The sequence below is a fragment of the Arthrobacter sp. Y3221159 genome, assembly GCF_059089885.1.
In genome coordinates, this window is sequence record NZ_JBNHFC010000004.1 from 94,916 (window position 1) to 110,349 (window position 15,434).

The following is a 15,434-nucleotide window of genomic DNA, read 5'->3' on the forward strand; positions in this document are numbered from 1 at the left end:
CAGATGACGGGCAAGGCACAGACGACCAGCAAGTCGGCGGCGGCCATCGACAAGGCCCGCGCCGAAGGCCGTGCCGCGCTCGTCGGCTACCTGCCCGCCGGCTACCCCACCGTGGAGGAAAGCATCGCCGCGGGCATCGCCCTCGCGGAGAACGGTGCCGACCTGATCGAGGTCGGCATCCCGTACTCCGATCCCGTGATGGACGGCCAGGTCATCCAGGCCGCCACCACGCAGGCGCTGGCCAACGGCTTCTCCGTCCGGCAGGTCTTCGACGTGGTCGCCGGCATCACCAGCAAGACCGACGCCGCCGTCCTGGTGATGACGTACTGGAACCCCGTGGTCCGGATGGGCGTGGACGAATTCTCCCGCCGCCTGGCCGAAGCCGGGGGAGCCGGGCTCATCACGCCCGACCTCATCCCGGACGAGGCCGACGAATGGATGGCCGCCTCGGACAAGTACGGGCTGGACCGCGTGTTCCTCGTTGCGCCGTCGTCCACTGCCGAGCGCATGCAGCGGACCGTCGACGCCAGCCGCGGCTTCGTCTACGCCGTCTCCATCATGGGCGTCACCGGCGCCCGTTCCTCGGTGAGCACCGCCGCCCGGAACGTCGTGGCCGCGGCGCACGCCGCCGGGGCGGAGCGCGTGTGCGTAGGCCTGGGCGTCTCCAACGCCGACCAGGTCCGCGAAATCGCCGCCTATGCCGAGGGCGTCATTGTGGGCACCGCTCTCGTGTCCGCACTGGGTAACGGCGGCGTGGACGCCGTCGGCTCCCTTGCCAGGGAGCTCAGCTCCGGACTTGCCAGGGAAGAAGCCTAACCAATGCAGAGCCTCCTCCAGGCAGCAGCCCTGGTACCCGCCAGCATTCCCAGCCCGGACTGGTCCGGATTCGACATCCCCCTGCCGTGGGGGACGCTGCGCATCCACGCCTACGCCCTCTGCATCCTGGCGGGCATCGTGGCGGGTCTCTGGCTGACCTCGGTCCGCTGGGCCAAGCGCGGCGCGCCTGAGGGAAGCGTTTGGGACATCGTGGTCTGGGCCATTCCGTTTGGCATCATCGGCGGCCGCCTGTACCACGTGTTCTCGTCGCCCGACGCCTACTTCGGTCCCGGCTTCGACGGCACCGGCGACCTTTCCCTCATCCCGCAGATCCAGCGTGGCGGCCTGGGAATCTGGGGCGCCGTGGTGCTCGGCGTCCTGGGCGCGTGGATCGGCTGCCGCCGTGCAGGCGTCAGGCTTCCCGCCTTCATGGACGCCGCCGCGCCGGGCCTCCTGCTGGCCCAGGCCATTGGCCGTTGGGGCAACTGGTTCAACCAGGAACTCTTCGGCGGGCCCACCACGGTGCCGTGGGGCCTGGAGATCGACGCCGACAACGCGAACTTCCCCGCGGGCGTTCCCGCCGGGACCCTGTTCCACCCGACGTTCCTGTATGAATCGCTCTGGAACCTTGCCGGCGTCGCGCTCCTGCTCGTCCTGGACCGCAGGTTCAACTTCCGCCGCGGCCGGCTGTTCTGGCTGTACGCCATGTACTACACCCTGGGACGTGTGTGGATTGAGGCCATGCGGATCGATGACGCGGAGCAGATCTCGTTCTTCGGCCTCACCACCCGGCTCAATGTCTGGACCAGTATTTTCGTCTTTGTGACTGCGCTGGTGGTCTTCATCCTGCTGGGCAGGAAGGGTCGCCCGGAGCCCGACACCGTCTATCTTCCGGGGCGGGAACCGGCGGAACCGGCCGTCAGCGGCGACGCTGGGGCCACTAAAGACGGGGTCCGTGATACGGACCCGGTTGTCTCAGATAGTGAAGCGCGTGATAATCTCCCTGATAACCAAAACGGTTCCAGGCTCGATTCCGCCCCCACGGAAGAGGCCACGGCGGCACCCTCCGGCGCAAAGCCCGGGACGGATGCCACCGCTGCCGGACACTCCGGCAGCACAGCCACAGGATCCGCATCGGAGGCCGGCACCAGCAAGTAAGCGCCGGCCACCCGAGGGCAGCAGAGCCACCGCTCGGAGCTCCCGGAACCACAATGTCGTGGCATGGGGCCCCACCCGCGCAGCATAGAGCTGCTGCCGGCTGGAGCCTTGGGCAGGGGCCTCTGCAACCGTTAGTTCAGCAGGCCGGGCTGACCTACAATTTCCATGTAGTAACACTTTGTTGTGCCCATCATCTGGGGCCTGACGAGTGGGGCCAACGGTGTCCCTTCCATACGCACGATCAGGAGGAAGGACGTCTTCCATGACCCAAACTCTGCACACTCCCAGCTGGTCCGAACCGGATCAGCCCGAGGCTGCCTTGTCGCCGTTCAAGCGCTTCGCAGCCCTGCCGGAGGCCGCCGGGCTCTACAACCCCGAGCAGGAGAAGGACGCTTGCGGCCTTGCGATCATCGCAACGCTCCGCGGCGAACCCGGGTACGACATCGTTGACGCCGCACTCACCGCCCTGCGCAACCTCGAGCACCGTGGTGCCGTGGGCGCCGATGAAGGCACCGGTGACGGCGCCGGCCTCCTGATGCAGATCCCGGACGAGTTCTTCCGGGCGGTCACCGAGTTCGAACTTCCCGCTCCCGGCCAGTACGTGGCCGGCACGGCGTTCCTGCCTGCTGAGCGGCGGGAAGCCGATGCCGCGAAAGCCGGCATCGAGGGCCTCGCCGCAGACGAGGGGCTGAAGGTCCTGGGCTGGCGCGAAGTGCCTGTCGTCGCCGACTTGGTGGGCGCGATGGCCCGCGCCTGCATGCCCTACTTCTCCCAGCCCTTCCTCGCGTCCGCCGCGGGCGAGGAACTGGACCGCAACGAACTCGATGCCCGCGCCTGGCGTATCCGCAAGCGCGCCCAGAACAAGTTCGGCGTCTACTTCCCGTCGCTGTCCTCGCGCACCATCGTGTACAAGGGCATGCTCACAACCGCCCAGCTGGAGCCCTTTTATCCGGACCTCTCGGACAAGCGCTTCAAGACCAAGCTGGCTATTGTCCACTCGCGCTTCTCCACCAACACGTTCCCATCCTGGCCGCTGGCGCAGCCCTTCCGTACCATCGCCCACAACGGCGAGATCAACACGGTCAAGGGCAACCGCAACTGGATGCGTGCACGGCAGTCCCAGCTGGCCAACCCGCTGCTCGGCGACGCGCCCGAAGAGCTGTACCCCATCTGCACGCCCGGCGCCTCCGACTCCGCATCGTTCGACGAGGTGGCGGAACTCCTGTGGCTCTCCGGCCGCCCCATCACGCACGCGATCATGATGATGATCCCGGAGGCATGGGAAAACCACGCCACCATGGATCCGGCCCGCCGCGCGTTCTACGAGTACCACTCGTTGCTGATGGAGCCGTGGGACGGTCCCGCCGCCGTGTCCTTCACCGACGGCAACCTCGTGGGCGCAACCCTGGACCGCAACGGCCTGCGCCCCGGCCGCTTCTGGATCACCGAAGACGGCCTGATCGTCTTCGCCTCCGAGGTGGGCGTCATCGACGTCGAACCCTCCAAGGTGGTCAAGAAGGGCCGCGTCTCGCCCGGCAAGATGTTCCTGGTGGACACCGACGCCGGCCGCATCATTGACGACGAAGAGGTCAAGGCGGAGGTTGCCGCCGCCAACCCGTGGGCGGACTGGGTCAAGGACAACCTGATCGACCTGAACGACCTTCCCGAGCGCGAGCACGTGGTCCACACCGCCGCGTCCGTGAACATCCGCCAGCGCACCTTCGGCTACACCACTGAGGAACTGAAGATCCTGCTGGGCCCGATGGCCCGCACCGGTGCCGAGCCGCTGGGCGCCATGGGCTCCGACACCCCGGTTGCCGTGCTGTCCAAGCGCCCCCGGCTGCTCTTCGACTACTTCGTGCAGTCCTTCGCGCAGGTCACCAACCCGCCGCTGGACGCCATCCGCGAAGAGTTGGTCACCTCCCTGACGTGCGCCATCGGCCCCACCGGCAACCTGCTGGATACCAAGCAGGTCCGCCAGCCGCAGGTCCAGCTGCCGTTCCCCGTGATCAACAACGACCAGCTCGCTAAGATCGCCAACATCGAGGACGCCGACGGCAACCGCGTGGCCATGAGGGTCCGCGGCCTGTACCGCCCGGAGGGTGGCGAGTACGCCCTGCGTTCTCGGCTTACCGAGATCTGCGAGCAGGTTTCCGGCGCCATCAACCGCGGCGTGCAGTACATCGTGCTCTCGGACCGTGACTCCAACGCGCAGTGGGCACCCATCCCGTCCCTGCTCCTGGTCAGTGCCGTGCACCACCACCTGCTCCGCAGCGCCAACCGCACCAAGACCGCCCTGGTGGTCGAGGCGGGCGACGTGCGCGAAACGCACCACGTGGCCGTGCTCATCGGCTACGGCGCGTCCGCCGTGAACCCTTATCTGGCCATGGAATCCGTGGAGCAGCTGATCGCTGCCGGAGACGTCACCGGCGTCACCCCGCAGGACGGCGTCTACAACCTGATCAAGGGCCTCGGCAAGGGCGTCCTGAAGATCATGTCCAAGATGGGCATCTCCACCGTGGCGTCCTACACCGGCGCCCAGACGTTCGAAGCACTTGGCCTCGGCCAGGAGCTGGTGGACGAATTCTTCGCCGGCACCCACTCCCAGCTGGGCGGCGTGGGCCTGGACGTCATCGCCGCCGAGGTCTCGGCACGCCACCAGATGGCGTACCCCGAGGGCGGCATCGAGCAGCCCCACCGCCCCCTGTTGGGCGGCGGCGAGTACCAGTGGCGCCGTGACGGCGAACCGCACCTGTTCAACCCGGAGACGGTCTTTCGGCTGCAGCACGCCACCCGCGAACGCCGCTACGACATCTTCAAGGCGTACACCAAGGGCGTGGACGACCAGTCCAGCAACCTGATGACGCTGCGGGGCCTGCTCAAGTTCAAGAACGAGCGCCCGGCGGTTCCGCTCGAGGAAGTGGAGCCCGTCTCCAGCATCGTCAAGCGGTTCTCCACCGGCGCGATGAGCTACGGCTCCATCTCGCAGGAGGCCCACGAAACGCTGGCCATCGCCATGAACCGGCTGGGCGGCAAGTCCAACACCGGTGAGGGCGGCGAGGACGTGGACCGCCTGATGGACCCGGAGCGCCGCTCCGCCGTCAAGCAGATCGCCTCCGGCCGCTTCGGCGTGACCAGCCTCTACCTGACCAACGCCGACGACATCCAGATCAAGATGGCCCAGGGCGCCAAGCCCGGCGAAGGCGGCCAGCTGATGGCGCAGAAGGTCTACCCCTGGGTGGCCCGCACCCGCCACTCGACCCCCGGCGTCGGCCTCATTTCCCCGCCGCCTCACCACGACATCTACTCCATCGAGGACCTGGCGCAGCTCATCTACGACGCCAAGCGCGCCAACCCCTCGGCCCGCGTGCACGTGAAGCTGGTGTCGGAAGTCGGGATCGGCACGGTGGCATCCGGCGTGACCAAGGCGAAGGCCGACGTCGTGCTTGTCTCCGGCCACGACGGCGGAACCGGCGCCTCGCCGCTGAACTCGCTCAAGCACGCCGGTGTCCCGTGGGAGCTCGGCCTCGCCGAGACGCAGCAGACCCTGATGCTCAACGGCCTGCGCGACCGCGTGGTGGTGCAGGTTGACGGCCAGCTGAAGACCGGCCGCGACGTTGTGATCGCAGCCCTGCTGGGCGGCGAGGAGTTCGGCTTCGCCACCGCCCCGCTGGTGGTGGAAGGCTGCATCATGATGCGCGTCTGCCACCTGGACACCTGCCCGGTGGGCGTTGCAACCCAAAACCCGGAGCTCCGCGCCCGGTTCACCGGCAAGCCCGAGTTCGTGGTCAACTTCTTCGAGTTCCTGGCCGAGGAAGTCCGCGAGATCCTGGCCGAGCTGGGCTTCCGCAGCCTGGAAGAGGCCATCGGCCACGCGGAGGTCCTGGACACCCGCGACGCGATCGACCACTGGAAGGCCGACGGCCTGGACCTGGACCCGATCCTGCACGGGCTCGAGTTCGACGACGACGCTCCGCTGCGCAACATGACCGGCCAGAACCACGAGCTGGACAAGCACTTCGACCAGCGGCTGATCACCATGTCCACTGAGGCCCTGACGGACCGCAGCCCGGTGAAGATCACCGTGGACGTCATCAACACGGACCGCTCCGTGGGCACCATGCTCGGCCACGTGGTCACCAGGACCTTCGGCACCGACGTGCTCGCCACGGACACCATCGACGTCACGCTGAACGGCACCGCCGGCCAGTCCCTGGGCGCCTTCCTGCCCGCAGGCATCACCCTGCGGCTGTACGGCGACTCGAACGACTACGTGGGCAAGGGCCTCTCCGGCGGCCGGATCATCGTCCGCCCGGACCGCACCAATGTGTTCAAGGCGGAGACCAATGTCATCGCCGGCAACGTGATCGGTTACGGCGCCACCAGCGGCGAGATGTTCCTGCGTGGCCAGGTGGGCGAACGCTTCCTGGTCCGCAACTCCGGTGCCACCGCCGTCGTCGAAGGCATTGGCGACCACGGCTGCGAGTACATGACCGGCGGCCAGACCCTGATCATCGGCCGCACCGGCCGCAACTTCGGCGCCGGCATGTCTGGCGGTACCGCGTACGTCCTGGACCTGGATACCGCCAAGGTCAACAAGGACGCCCTGCAGTCCGGCGAACTCCAGCTCCGCGAGCTGGATGCCGAGGACCGCGACATTGTGCACGGCCTGCTGGTCAAGCACGTTGAAGAAACTGACTCCCAGCTGGCTGCGCGCCTCCTCGAGAACTTCGACGACACCGCCGCCCGCATCACCAAGGTGCTGCCGCGCGACTACGCGGCCGTGCTGCAAACCCGTCTCGACGCCATCGAAGAGGGCCTTGACCCCGACGGCGAAGAAGTATGGTCTCGAATCCTGGAGGTGACCGGTGGCTGATCCACGCGGATTTCTGAAAGTACGCCAGCGTGAAACCCAGCCGCGCCGTCCCGTTCCTGTCCGCATCATGGACTGGAAGGAAGTCTACGAAGCGCAGGAAAAGGGCACCCTGAAGGCCCAGGCCGGCCGCTGCATGGACTGCGGCGTCCCGTTCTGTCACCAGGGCTGCCCGCTGGGCAACCTGATTCCCGAGTGGAACGACCTCATGTGGCGGGACAAGGGCGAGGAAGCGATCGAGCGGCTGCATGCCACGAACAACTTCCCCGAATTCACCGGCCGGCTCTGCCCCGCCCCCTGTGAGGCGTCCTGCGTGCTGGGGATCAACCAGCCTGCAGTCACCATCAAGCAGGTTGAGGTGTCCATCATCGACGAAGCGTGGGACAACAACTGGGTCCACCCGCTGCCGCCGGCGCGCCTCACCGGCAAGACGGTCGCCGTCGTAGGCTCCGGCCCTGCCGGCCTGGCCGTGGCCCAGCAGCTCACCCGCGTGGGCCACACCGTTGCCGTCTACGAACGCGATGACAAGATCGGCGGCCTGCTCCGCTATGGCATCCCGGACTTCAAGATGGAAAAGGAGCAGGTGGACCGCCGCGTCGAGCAGATGAAGGCGGAAGGCACCCGCTTCCGGACCGGCGTCGCCGTCGGCACCGACGTGACGTGGGAGCAGCTGCGGCGCCGCTACGACGCCGTCGTGGTGTGCACCGGCGCCACCGTTCCGCGCGACCTGCCCATCCCGGGCCGGGACCTGGACGGCATCCACTTCGCCATGGACTACCTGGTGCCGGCCAACCGCGCCGTGGCGGGGGAGACCATCGAAAACCAGATCCACGCCCAGGGCAAGCACGTGGTGATCCTCGGCGGCGGCGACACCGGCGCCGACTGCCTCGGCACCGCGCACCGGCACGGTGCTGCGTCCGTGACCACGCTGGCCATCGGCAAGCAGCCGCCCGCCGAGCGCGCCGCGCACCAGCCCTGGCCGACGTTCCCCACCCTGTTCGAGGTGGCCAGCGCCCACGAGGAAGGCGGTGAGCGCACATACCTCGCCTCCACCGTCGAGTTCGTGGGCGAGGACGGCAAGCTGACCGGCGTCAAGGTCGCGGAGACGGAATTCGTTGACGGCAAGCGCCTGCCTAAGGCCGGCACGGAACGCATCATCCCCGCGGACCTGGTGTTCCTGTCGCTGGGCTTCACCGGCGCCGAGCCGGCGGGCATCACCGAACAGGTGAAGGCCGAATTCGACGGCCGCGGCAACGTGGCACGCGACGGCTACTACATGACCAACACCGAGGGCGTTTTCGTGGCCGGCGACGCCGGGCGCGGACAGTCCCTCATCGTGTGGGCCATCGCCGAAGGCCGCGCAGCGGCTGCCGCCGTGGACAAGTACCTGATGGGAAGCACCATCCTTCCCGCTCCCGTCGCGCCGACGGACCGCGCCATCGCCGTCCTCTAGCGCTCCACCTGCGGGCAGAAGTTCACCCCCGCGACAACTTAACCAATGCAAGTGACCAATAGGGTAGGTATATGAGACGCGCAAAAATTGTGGCTACTTTCGGCCCGGCGATTGCCAGCTATGAAAACACCCTCGCGGTGCTGGAAGCAGGTGTTGACGTCGCCCGGATGAACATGAGCCACGGCGACTACACCGTGCATGACAACACCTACGAAAACGTCCGCAAGGCGGCAGCGGACCTGGGCAAGGCCGTGGCCATCATGGCCGACCTCCAGGGTCCCAAGATCCGCCTGGGCCGTTTCGTCGACGGCCCGCACGCCCTCGCCGTCGGTGACGCCTTCACCATCACCACCGAGGATGTTCCCGGCACCAAGGACATCTGCTCCACCACGCTGAAGAGCCTCACCGAGGATGTCAACGTGGGCGACGCACTGCTGATCGACGACGGCAAGGTGGCCCTGCGCGCCGTAGCTGTCGACGACGTCAAGGTGGTCGCCGAGGTGACCGTGGGCGGCATGGTGTCCAACAACAAGGGCATCAACCTGCCCGGCGTGGCCGTGAACGTACCGGCGCTGAGCGAAAAGGATGAGGACGACCTGCGCTGGGCGATGCGCCGCGGCGTGGACCTGGTGGCCCTGTCCTTCGTCCGTGACGCCTCGGACATCACGCGGGTGCACGAGATCATGGACGAGGAAGGCCGACGTGTGCCGGTCATCGCCAAGATCGAAAAGCCGCAGGCTGTTGACCAGCTGCCGGAAATCATTGACGCGTTCGACGCGATCATGGTTGCCCGTGGCGACCTGGGCGTGGAGCTTCCTTTGGAGGAAGTGCCGATCGTGCAGAAGCGCGCCATTGAGCTGGCACGCCGCTGGGCCAAGCCCGTCATTGTGGCAACCCAGGTCCTGGAGTCCATGATCGACAACCCGCGCCCCACCCGTGCGGAGGCCTCCGACTGCGCCAACGCCGTGCTGGATGGTGCCGACGCCGTCATGCTGTCCGGTGAGACCAGCGTGGGCAAGTACCCGATCGACACGGTCAAGACCATGGCCCGGATCATCGAGTCCACCGAGGTCCACGGCCTGGAGCGCGTCCCCCCGCTGGGGACCAAGCCCAAGACCCGTGGCGGCGCCATCACCCGTGCCGCCGTCGAAATCGCCGACCAGCTGGACGCAAAGTACATCTGTGCGTTCACACAGTCCGGCGACTCGGCCCGCCGCCTGTCCCGCCTGCGCCCGATCAAGCCGGTGTTCGCGTTCACCCCGGTGGAGCAGGTCTGGAACCAGCTGGCGCTGACCTGGGGAATCCAGCCGGTCCTGGTACAGATGGTGGACCACACCGATGCCATGACCGCGCAGGTTGACCGCAGCCTCGAGGAAATGGGCCTGGTGCAGGACGGTGACTTGGTGGTCATCGCCGCCGGTTCCCCTCCCGGAAAGGCCGGTTCCACCAACTCGCTGAAGGTCCACAAGGTGGGCGACCTTGCCGACTCCACCCGTGCGGGGGACGTCATCAGCAACAAGGAAAAGCTCGGCCCCTGGCCGGAAAGGAAGAAGAAGGCTTAGCCTTTCTGACAACGAAAAGGACCCCTGCCGGATTGAACTGCTCCCCGGAAGTTGGACTGAGAAATTCAGTTCTAACTCCCGGGGAGCAGTTTTTGCGTGTAGATAGTTCGTTGTCCGAGGATCAGCGTGAGGCGGCTGTAGCGTGGTTTGAGAAAGGTCTTGCAGATAAGGCGACAGCTAATCTGCTGGGCGTGTCCATTTGGCCGGTCAAGAGGCTGTATCGGCGGTGGAGGATTCGTGGTCGAGGAGCGCTGGTGACCAAGCCGACGAAACAGTCATACTCTTTCGACTTCAAGCTCGCTTTGGTCGAACGGTTTCTCGCAGGCGAGACTGCCTCTGATCTGGCAGCAGAGGCTGATTTACCTCTCACCGGTCATGGACCTCTTCGACCGGCAAATCATCTCCCACACCATCGGCACGTCTCCGAACCTTGACCTCAGCAACACATCGCTGCGCAAGGCCCTGACCTGCCTGAAACCGGGCCAGCATCCGCTTGTGCATTCAGACCAAGGATTCCAGTACACTCACCCGTCCTGGAGGGCTCTCCTTGAAGGTGCCGGCGCGGTCCAATCCATGTCCCGAAAGGGCACCTGCTACGACAACGCAGTGATGGAGAACTTCTTTGGCCACCTCAAAGAAGAGATGTTCCACAACGTCCGGTACATCAGCACCGATGCATTGTCCACGCACCTAAATGAATACATCCACTGGTACAACACCAAACGGATCTCAACAAAGCTCGAGGGCCTGAGCCCGGTGCAATACCGAACCCAGGCCCTCGCGGCTTAGGATCTTATTTGGCCAGTCCAACTATCGGGGACCAGTTCAGATGGCAGGGGTCCTTTTCGTTGGGCTGCGGGGTGGTGTCGGGTGGCAGGAATCCGGCAGGCCGCCGTCGTGCGTTACCTGCCGTGACGCCGAGGTTAGTTGACCTGGTTGATGATGGTCTCGGCGACTTCGCGCATGCTCAGGCGGCGGTCCATGGAGGTCTTCTGGATCCAGCGGAACGCTTCGGGCTCGGTGAGGCCCATCTTGGTGGTGAGGAGGCTCTTGGCGCGCTCCACGAGCTTGCGGGTGGCGAACTGCTCCTGCAGGTCCGAAACCTCGCTTTCGAGGGCCTTGATTTCCTCGTGCCGGGAGAGGGCGATCTCCAGGGCCGGAATGAGGTCCGCCGGGGTGAAGGGCTTCACAACGTAGGCCATGGCGCCGGCGTCGCGGGCCCGCTCCACGAGTTCCTTTTGGCTGAAGGCGGTCAGAAGTACCACGGGGGCGATCCGGGCCTTCACGATCTTCTCTGCTGCGGAGATGCCGTCCATCACGGGCATCTTGACGTCCATCAGGACCAGGTCCGGCTTGAGTTCCTCAGCGAGCTGGACGGCCTTCTCGCCGTTGTCCGCCTCACCCACGACGTCGTAACCTTCGCCGCGCAGGATCTCGATGATGTCGAGGCGGATGAGGGTCTCATCCTCGGCAACAATGACGCGGCGCGCCGGCTGGGACGTGGGCTTGGACTCCGTCTGTTCAGTCACGGGATCTCCTTGAAAAGGTACGGCGGGACATCACTATCTTAGGTGCCACCGCGGCTGTACTTGGCTTGCATGGTCATCCGCGGCGTCGGCGGCGCGATTCTGGAATTCAGCCTATCTGCATGTAGAGTAATTCCGCGTACGTGAAGCGATCGCGTTGCTCACAGTCAGCTGTGGGCGTACCTTGTTGCTCAACGTATTCCGCGCCCGAGTGGCGGAATTGGCAGACGCGCCGCACTCAAAATGCGGTATCGAAAGGTGTGTGGGTTCGAGTCCCACCTCGGGCACGACGTTTTCCCTCGTCAGAGGCGATTTTGCTTTGACGTGTTGACAAAGCTTGCAGTCGCGTCGCTCTGACGGGTGGTTCGCGGTCTTTGGCCTGGCCGCCGCGGTGGCCTATTCAGATGTGTGGGTAGCGGGGTTCGATTCCCTGGCTAGTGGGACTTCCGCCTGCTGCGGGCTGGGATCATATGGTTCCTCTTTCCGGTTCTGCCGGGTTGGTCCTGGTTTGCCAACACCTGTTCATGGCCTTGGTATGCGGGAACGACATGACCAAGAACTCTCCGAAGCTTCCCGGTCTTGGAAGGCCGCTTGGTTGCGCGGGGGAGTCGTGGTGCAGGATTGTCCTACCAAATGAGGTGTGGACAGTGTCCACACCTCATTTGCTTTATGGAGCGGCCATACAGGTGGTGTCCACTGTCAGCTTTGGGTACCTGAGTTCACGGCGGCGGTGTCAATAAAAGAAGAGACCGAGCCCAGCAGGACATCCTTCACACCACCGGTTGACGTCAGGTTGGGGTGTACGCGAATTTGACGGGCATCGCTGCCACTTACGCGTCTGGTCTTCTAACGCAGGGACCCCCGCAGCTCAGAGGCGCGCGGGGCGACCGCCCCCCACGGCGTTTGCGAGAGTGCGCGGCAGCCGGTTCGGGCGACACTGCGGCAGCGTCGGGCCGAGCGCCACGGCGGGACGGCCTAGCGCAACCGACCCTAAGCGCAAGGGTGCCCTGACCCGCCATAGTGAGTCAGGGCAAATGCCTGGAGCAGCTCGCCGGTAGCGTGGCCGCCAGTGTGAAGGGCGACGGAGACGCCACTTTTCGGGGTGCTGGTACAGACCGGGTGTCAGGATTTAGAGCTTGGTCGACCAGGGATATGGCTAAGAATGGACTTGGTAAAGCCGCCATCGACGCAGATGTCTTGCCCCGTGACGTACCCCGATAGCGGGCTTACGAGGAACTCGATCACGTTCGCAATGTCCACGGGTTCTCCAATTCTTGCCAACGGGATGATGTTTTCCCTAGCCTTTTTGATTTGGGGATCGGCATACATATTTTCGGTCATCCGCGTGTGGGTCATGCCTGGTGAGACGACGTTGACGCGAATTCCTTCGGGTGCCCATTCCAGCGCAAGTGTTTGGGCCAGCATCGTCAGCGCGGCTTTGCTGGGGCTGTAGGCGCCTGATCCAGCATGCGGTACCTGACCAGACATGGAAGAGGTGAAGCAGGCGGATCCGCGGCTCTGCCTCAAATGTGGGTAGCTTGCTTTCGCGAGAAGCCACGGGCCGCGAAGGTTGACGGCGAACATTTCGTCCCAGTCTTCAAGGGACACGTCGCAGATGGCGCCGGGGTTTGCGATTCCCGCGTTTGCTACGAGTGCGTCCAACCCGCCAAATTCGGTTACCGCGGCTTCTACCAATTACCTGGCACCTCTGGGTCGCCAAGGTTGCCTGCCAATGCAATAGCGGTACCCCCCATTGACTGGATTGAACGAACGACTTGTTCCTGGTTGCCGTTCGAATCGTGCCCTGCCACGGCGATCATCGGGTGCACGCCACGAGCCAGAGCCGCCTCTGCGATTCTGAGGCAGGTTGCTGCTCCTATACCGCTGCTTCCGCCACTAACCAAAGCTCTCATCGCTCATACTCCTTTATCAGCGGTTCACATGCCAAAAATTGCTGCTGCAAATCTCATGCAAATCATGACCTGCCACATTCCTGGCGTTGATGATCGATTCGCAATGTGAACTATTTACAAATTTTCCTGCGGATCTTCCGCTACCGCGCCACGTCACCGGACATCGGGCTAGTTTGCCAGTTCCCAGCCCTGATCTTTGAGGTCCTGCATTGCCTTCTGAAATTCTTGGACGGGGTTCTCTTCGCGAATGATCTCAAGATGTCGTATCCGCCGGCGTTCAGTGACCTGATTTTGGCGCCATATTCATTAAGTCTTTCACGGATTGCCGCACGTTCGCGGGCGGATATTTCATCCGGCCAGCAATGTGGGGAGCTGACCGGAACTTCGAAAGTTTTATACCCGTTGTCGACTAATTCGGTGATTGCATCAATTGCCGAAGATGACCATAGGTAGGAAAACGTGTTAATAATCATTTGGTTCATGTGGGAACACCCTTTAGTTCTGCGCCTATGGAAAAATTGTTTCGTTCATACGGCAATGTCTATTTCGATCGTGCTTAAGGGATCGCACCCTTCACGAGTCGGGCGGCTCGACGAGGCCCGGGGCCGTCACGCCCCTTGTGCCCGGTCGAGCCGCCGCGGCTTCCCAGGGCGACAGCGTGCCTAGTGGGAACGCTTCACCGCGCCGGTGGCCTGCGAGGTGCTCGCGAGCAGGTGTTCGCCTTCGAGTACTTCAGGGTCAGCAAGCGCCACGGTGACACGGTCGCCGCGGTTGCCCGTCTCCGGGAGGGTGAAGTAGACGATGAGGCTGAGGGCGACAATGGCGATCATGTAGACCGCGACGAGCATGGGCTGTCCGGCGCCGACGAACGCTGCGGCGATCAGCGGGGCGGTGCCACCGAAGACGGCGATCACGATTTGGTGTGCGAGGCCGATGCCCGATACACGTACCGAAGCTGGGAACAGTTCGGCCTGGATGGTGGGGTAGACCGACTGCCATATGCCGAGAACCACCCACCCGGATGCCGAGACCAGAACGTACACGCCGAAGCCGGGCTGGTTCAGCAGCAGGAGCATGGGGTAGAAGAGAACGATCATGCCGATGGCGCCGACGATGGGGAAGATTTTGCGTCGGCCGAGGCGGTCGGAAAGGTATCCGCAGGCCGGAACGATGATCACGAGCAAGACCAGCCCGATCACGCTCCCGGCCAGGGTGGAGGACAGGTCCCGGCCGGTGGTGAGCTTTGCGTAGGTAGGAAGGAAGGTGGCCCAAGTGTAGTACGCCACCGCCGGGGCGGACAGCGCAGCTGCCTGCAGCAGCGCCTTGGGGTGTTCGCGGACCAGGTCCACCAGGCGGGCCGCAGCGGACTTTTGATCAACCAAGGACTCTGCCTCAAACTCAGGCGTTTCCTGTGCGCGGGCCCTCAAGATGAGGCCGACTATACCGAGGATGCCTCCAATGACGAACGGGATGCGCCAACCAAAGGCGGCAAGGTCCGCTGGGGCAAAGGATGCTGTCACCATTGCCGCGGCCCCGGTCGCCGCGAGCGTCGCCAGACCGCTCGCCATGTTGGTGAACGAACCGAACAGGCCCCTCCGGTTCGCGGGGGCGTGCTCGACCATGAACGCGATGGCGCTCTGACCCTCACTGCCGGCGGAGATGCCCTGGATGATGCGTGCAACCAGGAAGAGAACCGGCGCTGCATAGCCGATGGTCGCAAATGAAGGCGTGAGGCCGATGATGAGCGAGCCGAGCGCCATCCCGGAGACGGACAGCGTCAGGATGAGCCGCCGGCCGAAGCGGTCGGCCAGTGGGGAGATGATGATGCCGCTGAGCGGGCGGACAACAAACCCGACCGCGTAGGTGAGCAGTGCTGCGACCAGGGAGGCGAACGGGTCATCGCTTGGGAATATCTGTGATGAGAACACCGCTGCCAGGAGCCCGTAGATGTACCAGTCATACCACTCCACGAAGTGGCCGATCGTGCCCGCCACGACGTTGCGGTAGCCACGACCGGGGGCCTTGAGATCGGTAGGGCCCGGGCTGCCGGGGACGTCTTGTGAGGTCTTCATTGAACTCTCCATATTTTTCCGTGTACTAGGAGGGGTGTTGGGGTATTCCCGGCCACCTGAA

At 64.7% G+C, this 15,434-nt stretch carries 10 protein-coding genes and 1 tRNA gene; 8 read left to right on the forward strand and 3 right to left on the reverse strand.

Features of this window, described 5'->3' with window-relative positions:
- Positions 1–3: 3 nt before the first annotated feature.
- From trpA to AC5RT3_RS05895, 6 genes are all read left to right on the forward strand, one after another.
- Positions 4–816, forward strand: coding sequence for a tryptophan synthase subunit alpha (trpA, locus tag AC5RT3_RS05870; RefSeq protein WP_494053010.1), 813 nt, complete (start codon positions 4–6; stop codon positions 814–816).
- A gap of 3 nt (positions 817–819) precedes the next feature.
- The gene (lgt, locus tag AC5RT3_RS05875) at positions 820–1,974 is read left to right on the forward strand and encodes a prolipoprotein diacylglyceryl transferase (RefSeq protein ID WP_494123719.1); all 1,155 of its coding nucleotides are present in this window, start codon (positions 820–822) and stop codon (positions 1,972–1,974) included.
- A 262-nt stretch (positions 1,975–2,236) separates the two neighbouring features.
- Complete coding sequence (gene gltB / locus AC5RT3_RS05880; RefSeq protein ID WP_494123720.1) at positions 2,237–6,850, forward strand: glutamate synthase large subunit; 4,614 nt, start codon at positions 2,237–2,239, stop codon at positions 6,848–6,850.
- Positions 6,843–8,300, forward strand: coding sequence for a glutamate synthase subunit beta (locus AC5RT3_RS05885; protein ID WP_494011074.1), 1,458 nt, complete (start codon positions 6,843–6,845; stop codon positions 8,298–8,300). The genes gltB and AC5RT3_RS05885 overlap by 8 nt, the downstream gene beginning before the upstream one ends.
- Before the next feature lie 71 nt (positions 8,301–8,371).
- Positions 8,372–9,862, forward strand: coding sequence for a pyruvate kinase (gene pyk / locus AC5RT3_RS05890; protein ID WP_494123721.1), 1,491 nt, complete (start codon positions 8,372–8,374; stop codon positions 9,860–9,862).
- 354 nt (positions 9,863–10,216) lie between these two features.
- Positions 10,217–10,651, forward strand: coding sequence for an IS3 family transposase (locus tag AC5RT3_RS05895; protein ID WP_494123796.1), 435 nt, complete (start codon positions 10,217–10,219; stop codon positions 10,649–10,651).
- Between the two features lie 134 nt (positions 10,652–10,785).
- Here AC5RT3_RS05895 and AC5RT3_RS05900 read toward each other — a convergent pair whose 3' ends face one another.
- Complete coding sequence (locus AC5RT3_RS05900; RefSeq protein ID WP_009358190.1) at positions 10,786–11,391, reverse strand: ANTAR domain-containing response regulator; 606 nt, start codon at positions 11,389–11,391, stop codon at positions 10,786–10,788.
- Positions 11,392–11,593: 202 nt separating this feature from the next.
- On the opposite strand from AC5RT3_RS05900, the gene AC5RT3_RS05905 reads away from it, so the two are divergent.
- Positions 11,594–11,675 (forward strand) — tRNA-Leu (locus tag AC5RT3_RS05905).
- An 835-nt stretch (positions 11,676–12,510) separates the two neighbouring features.
- On the opposite strand, the gene AC5RT3_RS05910 is transcribed toward AC5RT3_RS05905, so the two are convergent.
- Positions 12,511–13,083, reverse strand: a complete 573-nt coding sequence (locus AC5RT3_RS05910) for an SDR family NAD(P)-dependent oxidoreductase (protein ID WP_494123722.1) — start codon at positions 13,081–13,083, stop codon at positions 12,511–12,513.
- Between the two features lie 323 nt (positions 13,084–13,406).
- Between AC5RT3_RS05910 and AC5RT3_RS05915 the strand changes: the two genes are divergently transcribed.
- Positions 13,407–13,754: a hypothetical protein gene (locus AC5RT3_RS05915; protein ID WP_494123723.1), complete on the forward strand. Its 348-nt coding sequence runs from the start codon at positions 13,407–13,409 to the stop codon at positions 13,752–13,754.
- Positions 13,755–13,963: 209 nt separating this feature from the next.
- Here AC5RT3_RS05915 and AC5RT3_RS05920 read toward each other — a convergent pair whose 3' ends face one another.
- The gene (locus tag AC5RT3_RS05920) at positions 13,964–15,373 is read right to left on the reverse strand and encodes an MFS transporter (RefSeq protein WP_494123724.1); all 1,410 of its coding nucleotides are present in this window, start codon (positions 15,371–15,373) and stop codon (positions 13,964–13,966) included.
- Positions 15,374–15,434: the final 61 nt, after the last annotated feature.

Excerpts from the sequence above, each read along its gene's own strand:
- trpA (WP_494053010.1), top strand. The coding sequence starts at position 4 with ATGACGGGCAAGGCACAGACGACCAGCAAGTCGGCGGCGGCCATCGAC.
- lgt (WP_494123719.1), top strand. The coding sequence starts at position 820 with ATGCAGAGCCTCCTCCAGGCAGCAGCCCTGGTACCCGCCAGCATTCCC.
- gltB (WP_494123720.1), top strand. The coding sequence starts at position 2,237 with ATGACCCAAACTCTGCACACTCCCAGCTGGTCCGAACCGGATCAGCCC.
- pyk (WP_494123721.1), top strand. The coding sequence starts at position 8,372 with ATGAGACGCGCAAAAATTGTGGCTACTTTCGGCCCGGCGATTGCCAGC.
- AC5RT3_RS05920 (WP_494123724.1), bottom strand. The coding sequence starts at position 15,373 with ATGAAGACCTCACAAGACGTCCCCGGCAGCCCGGGCCCTACCGATCTC.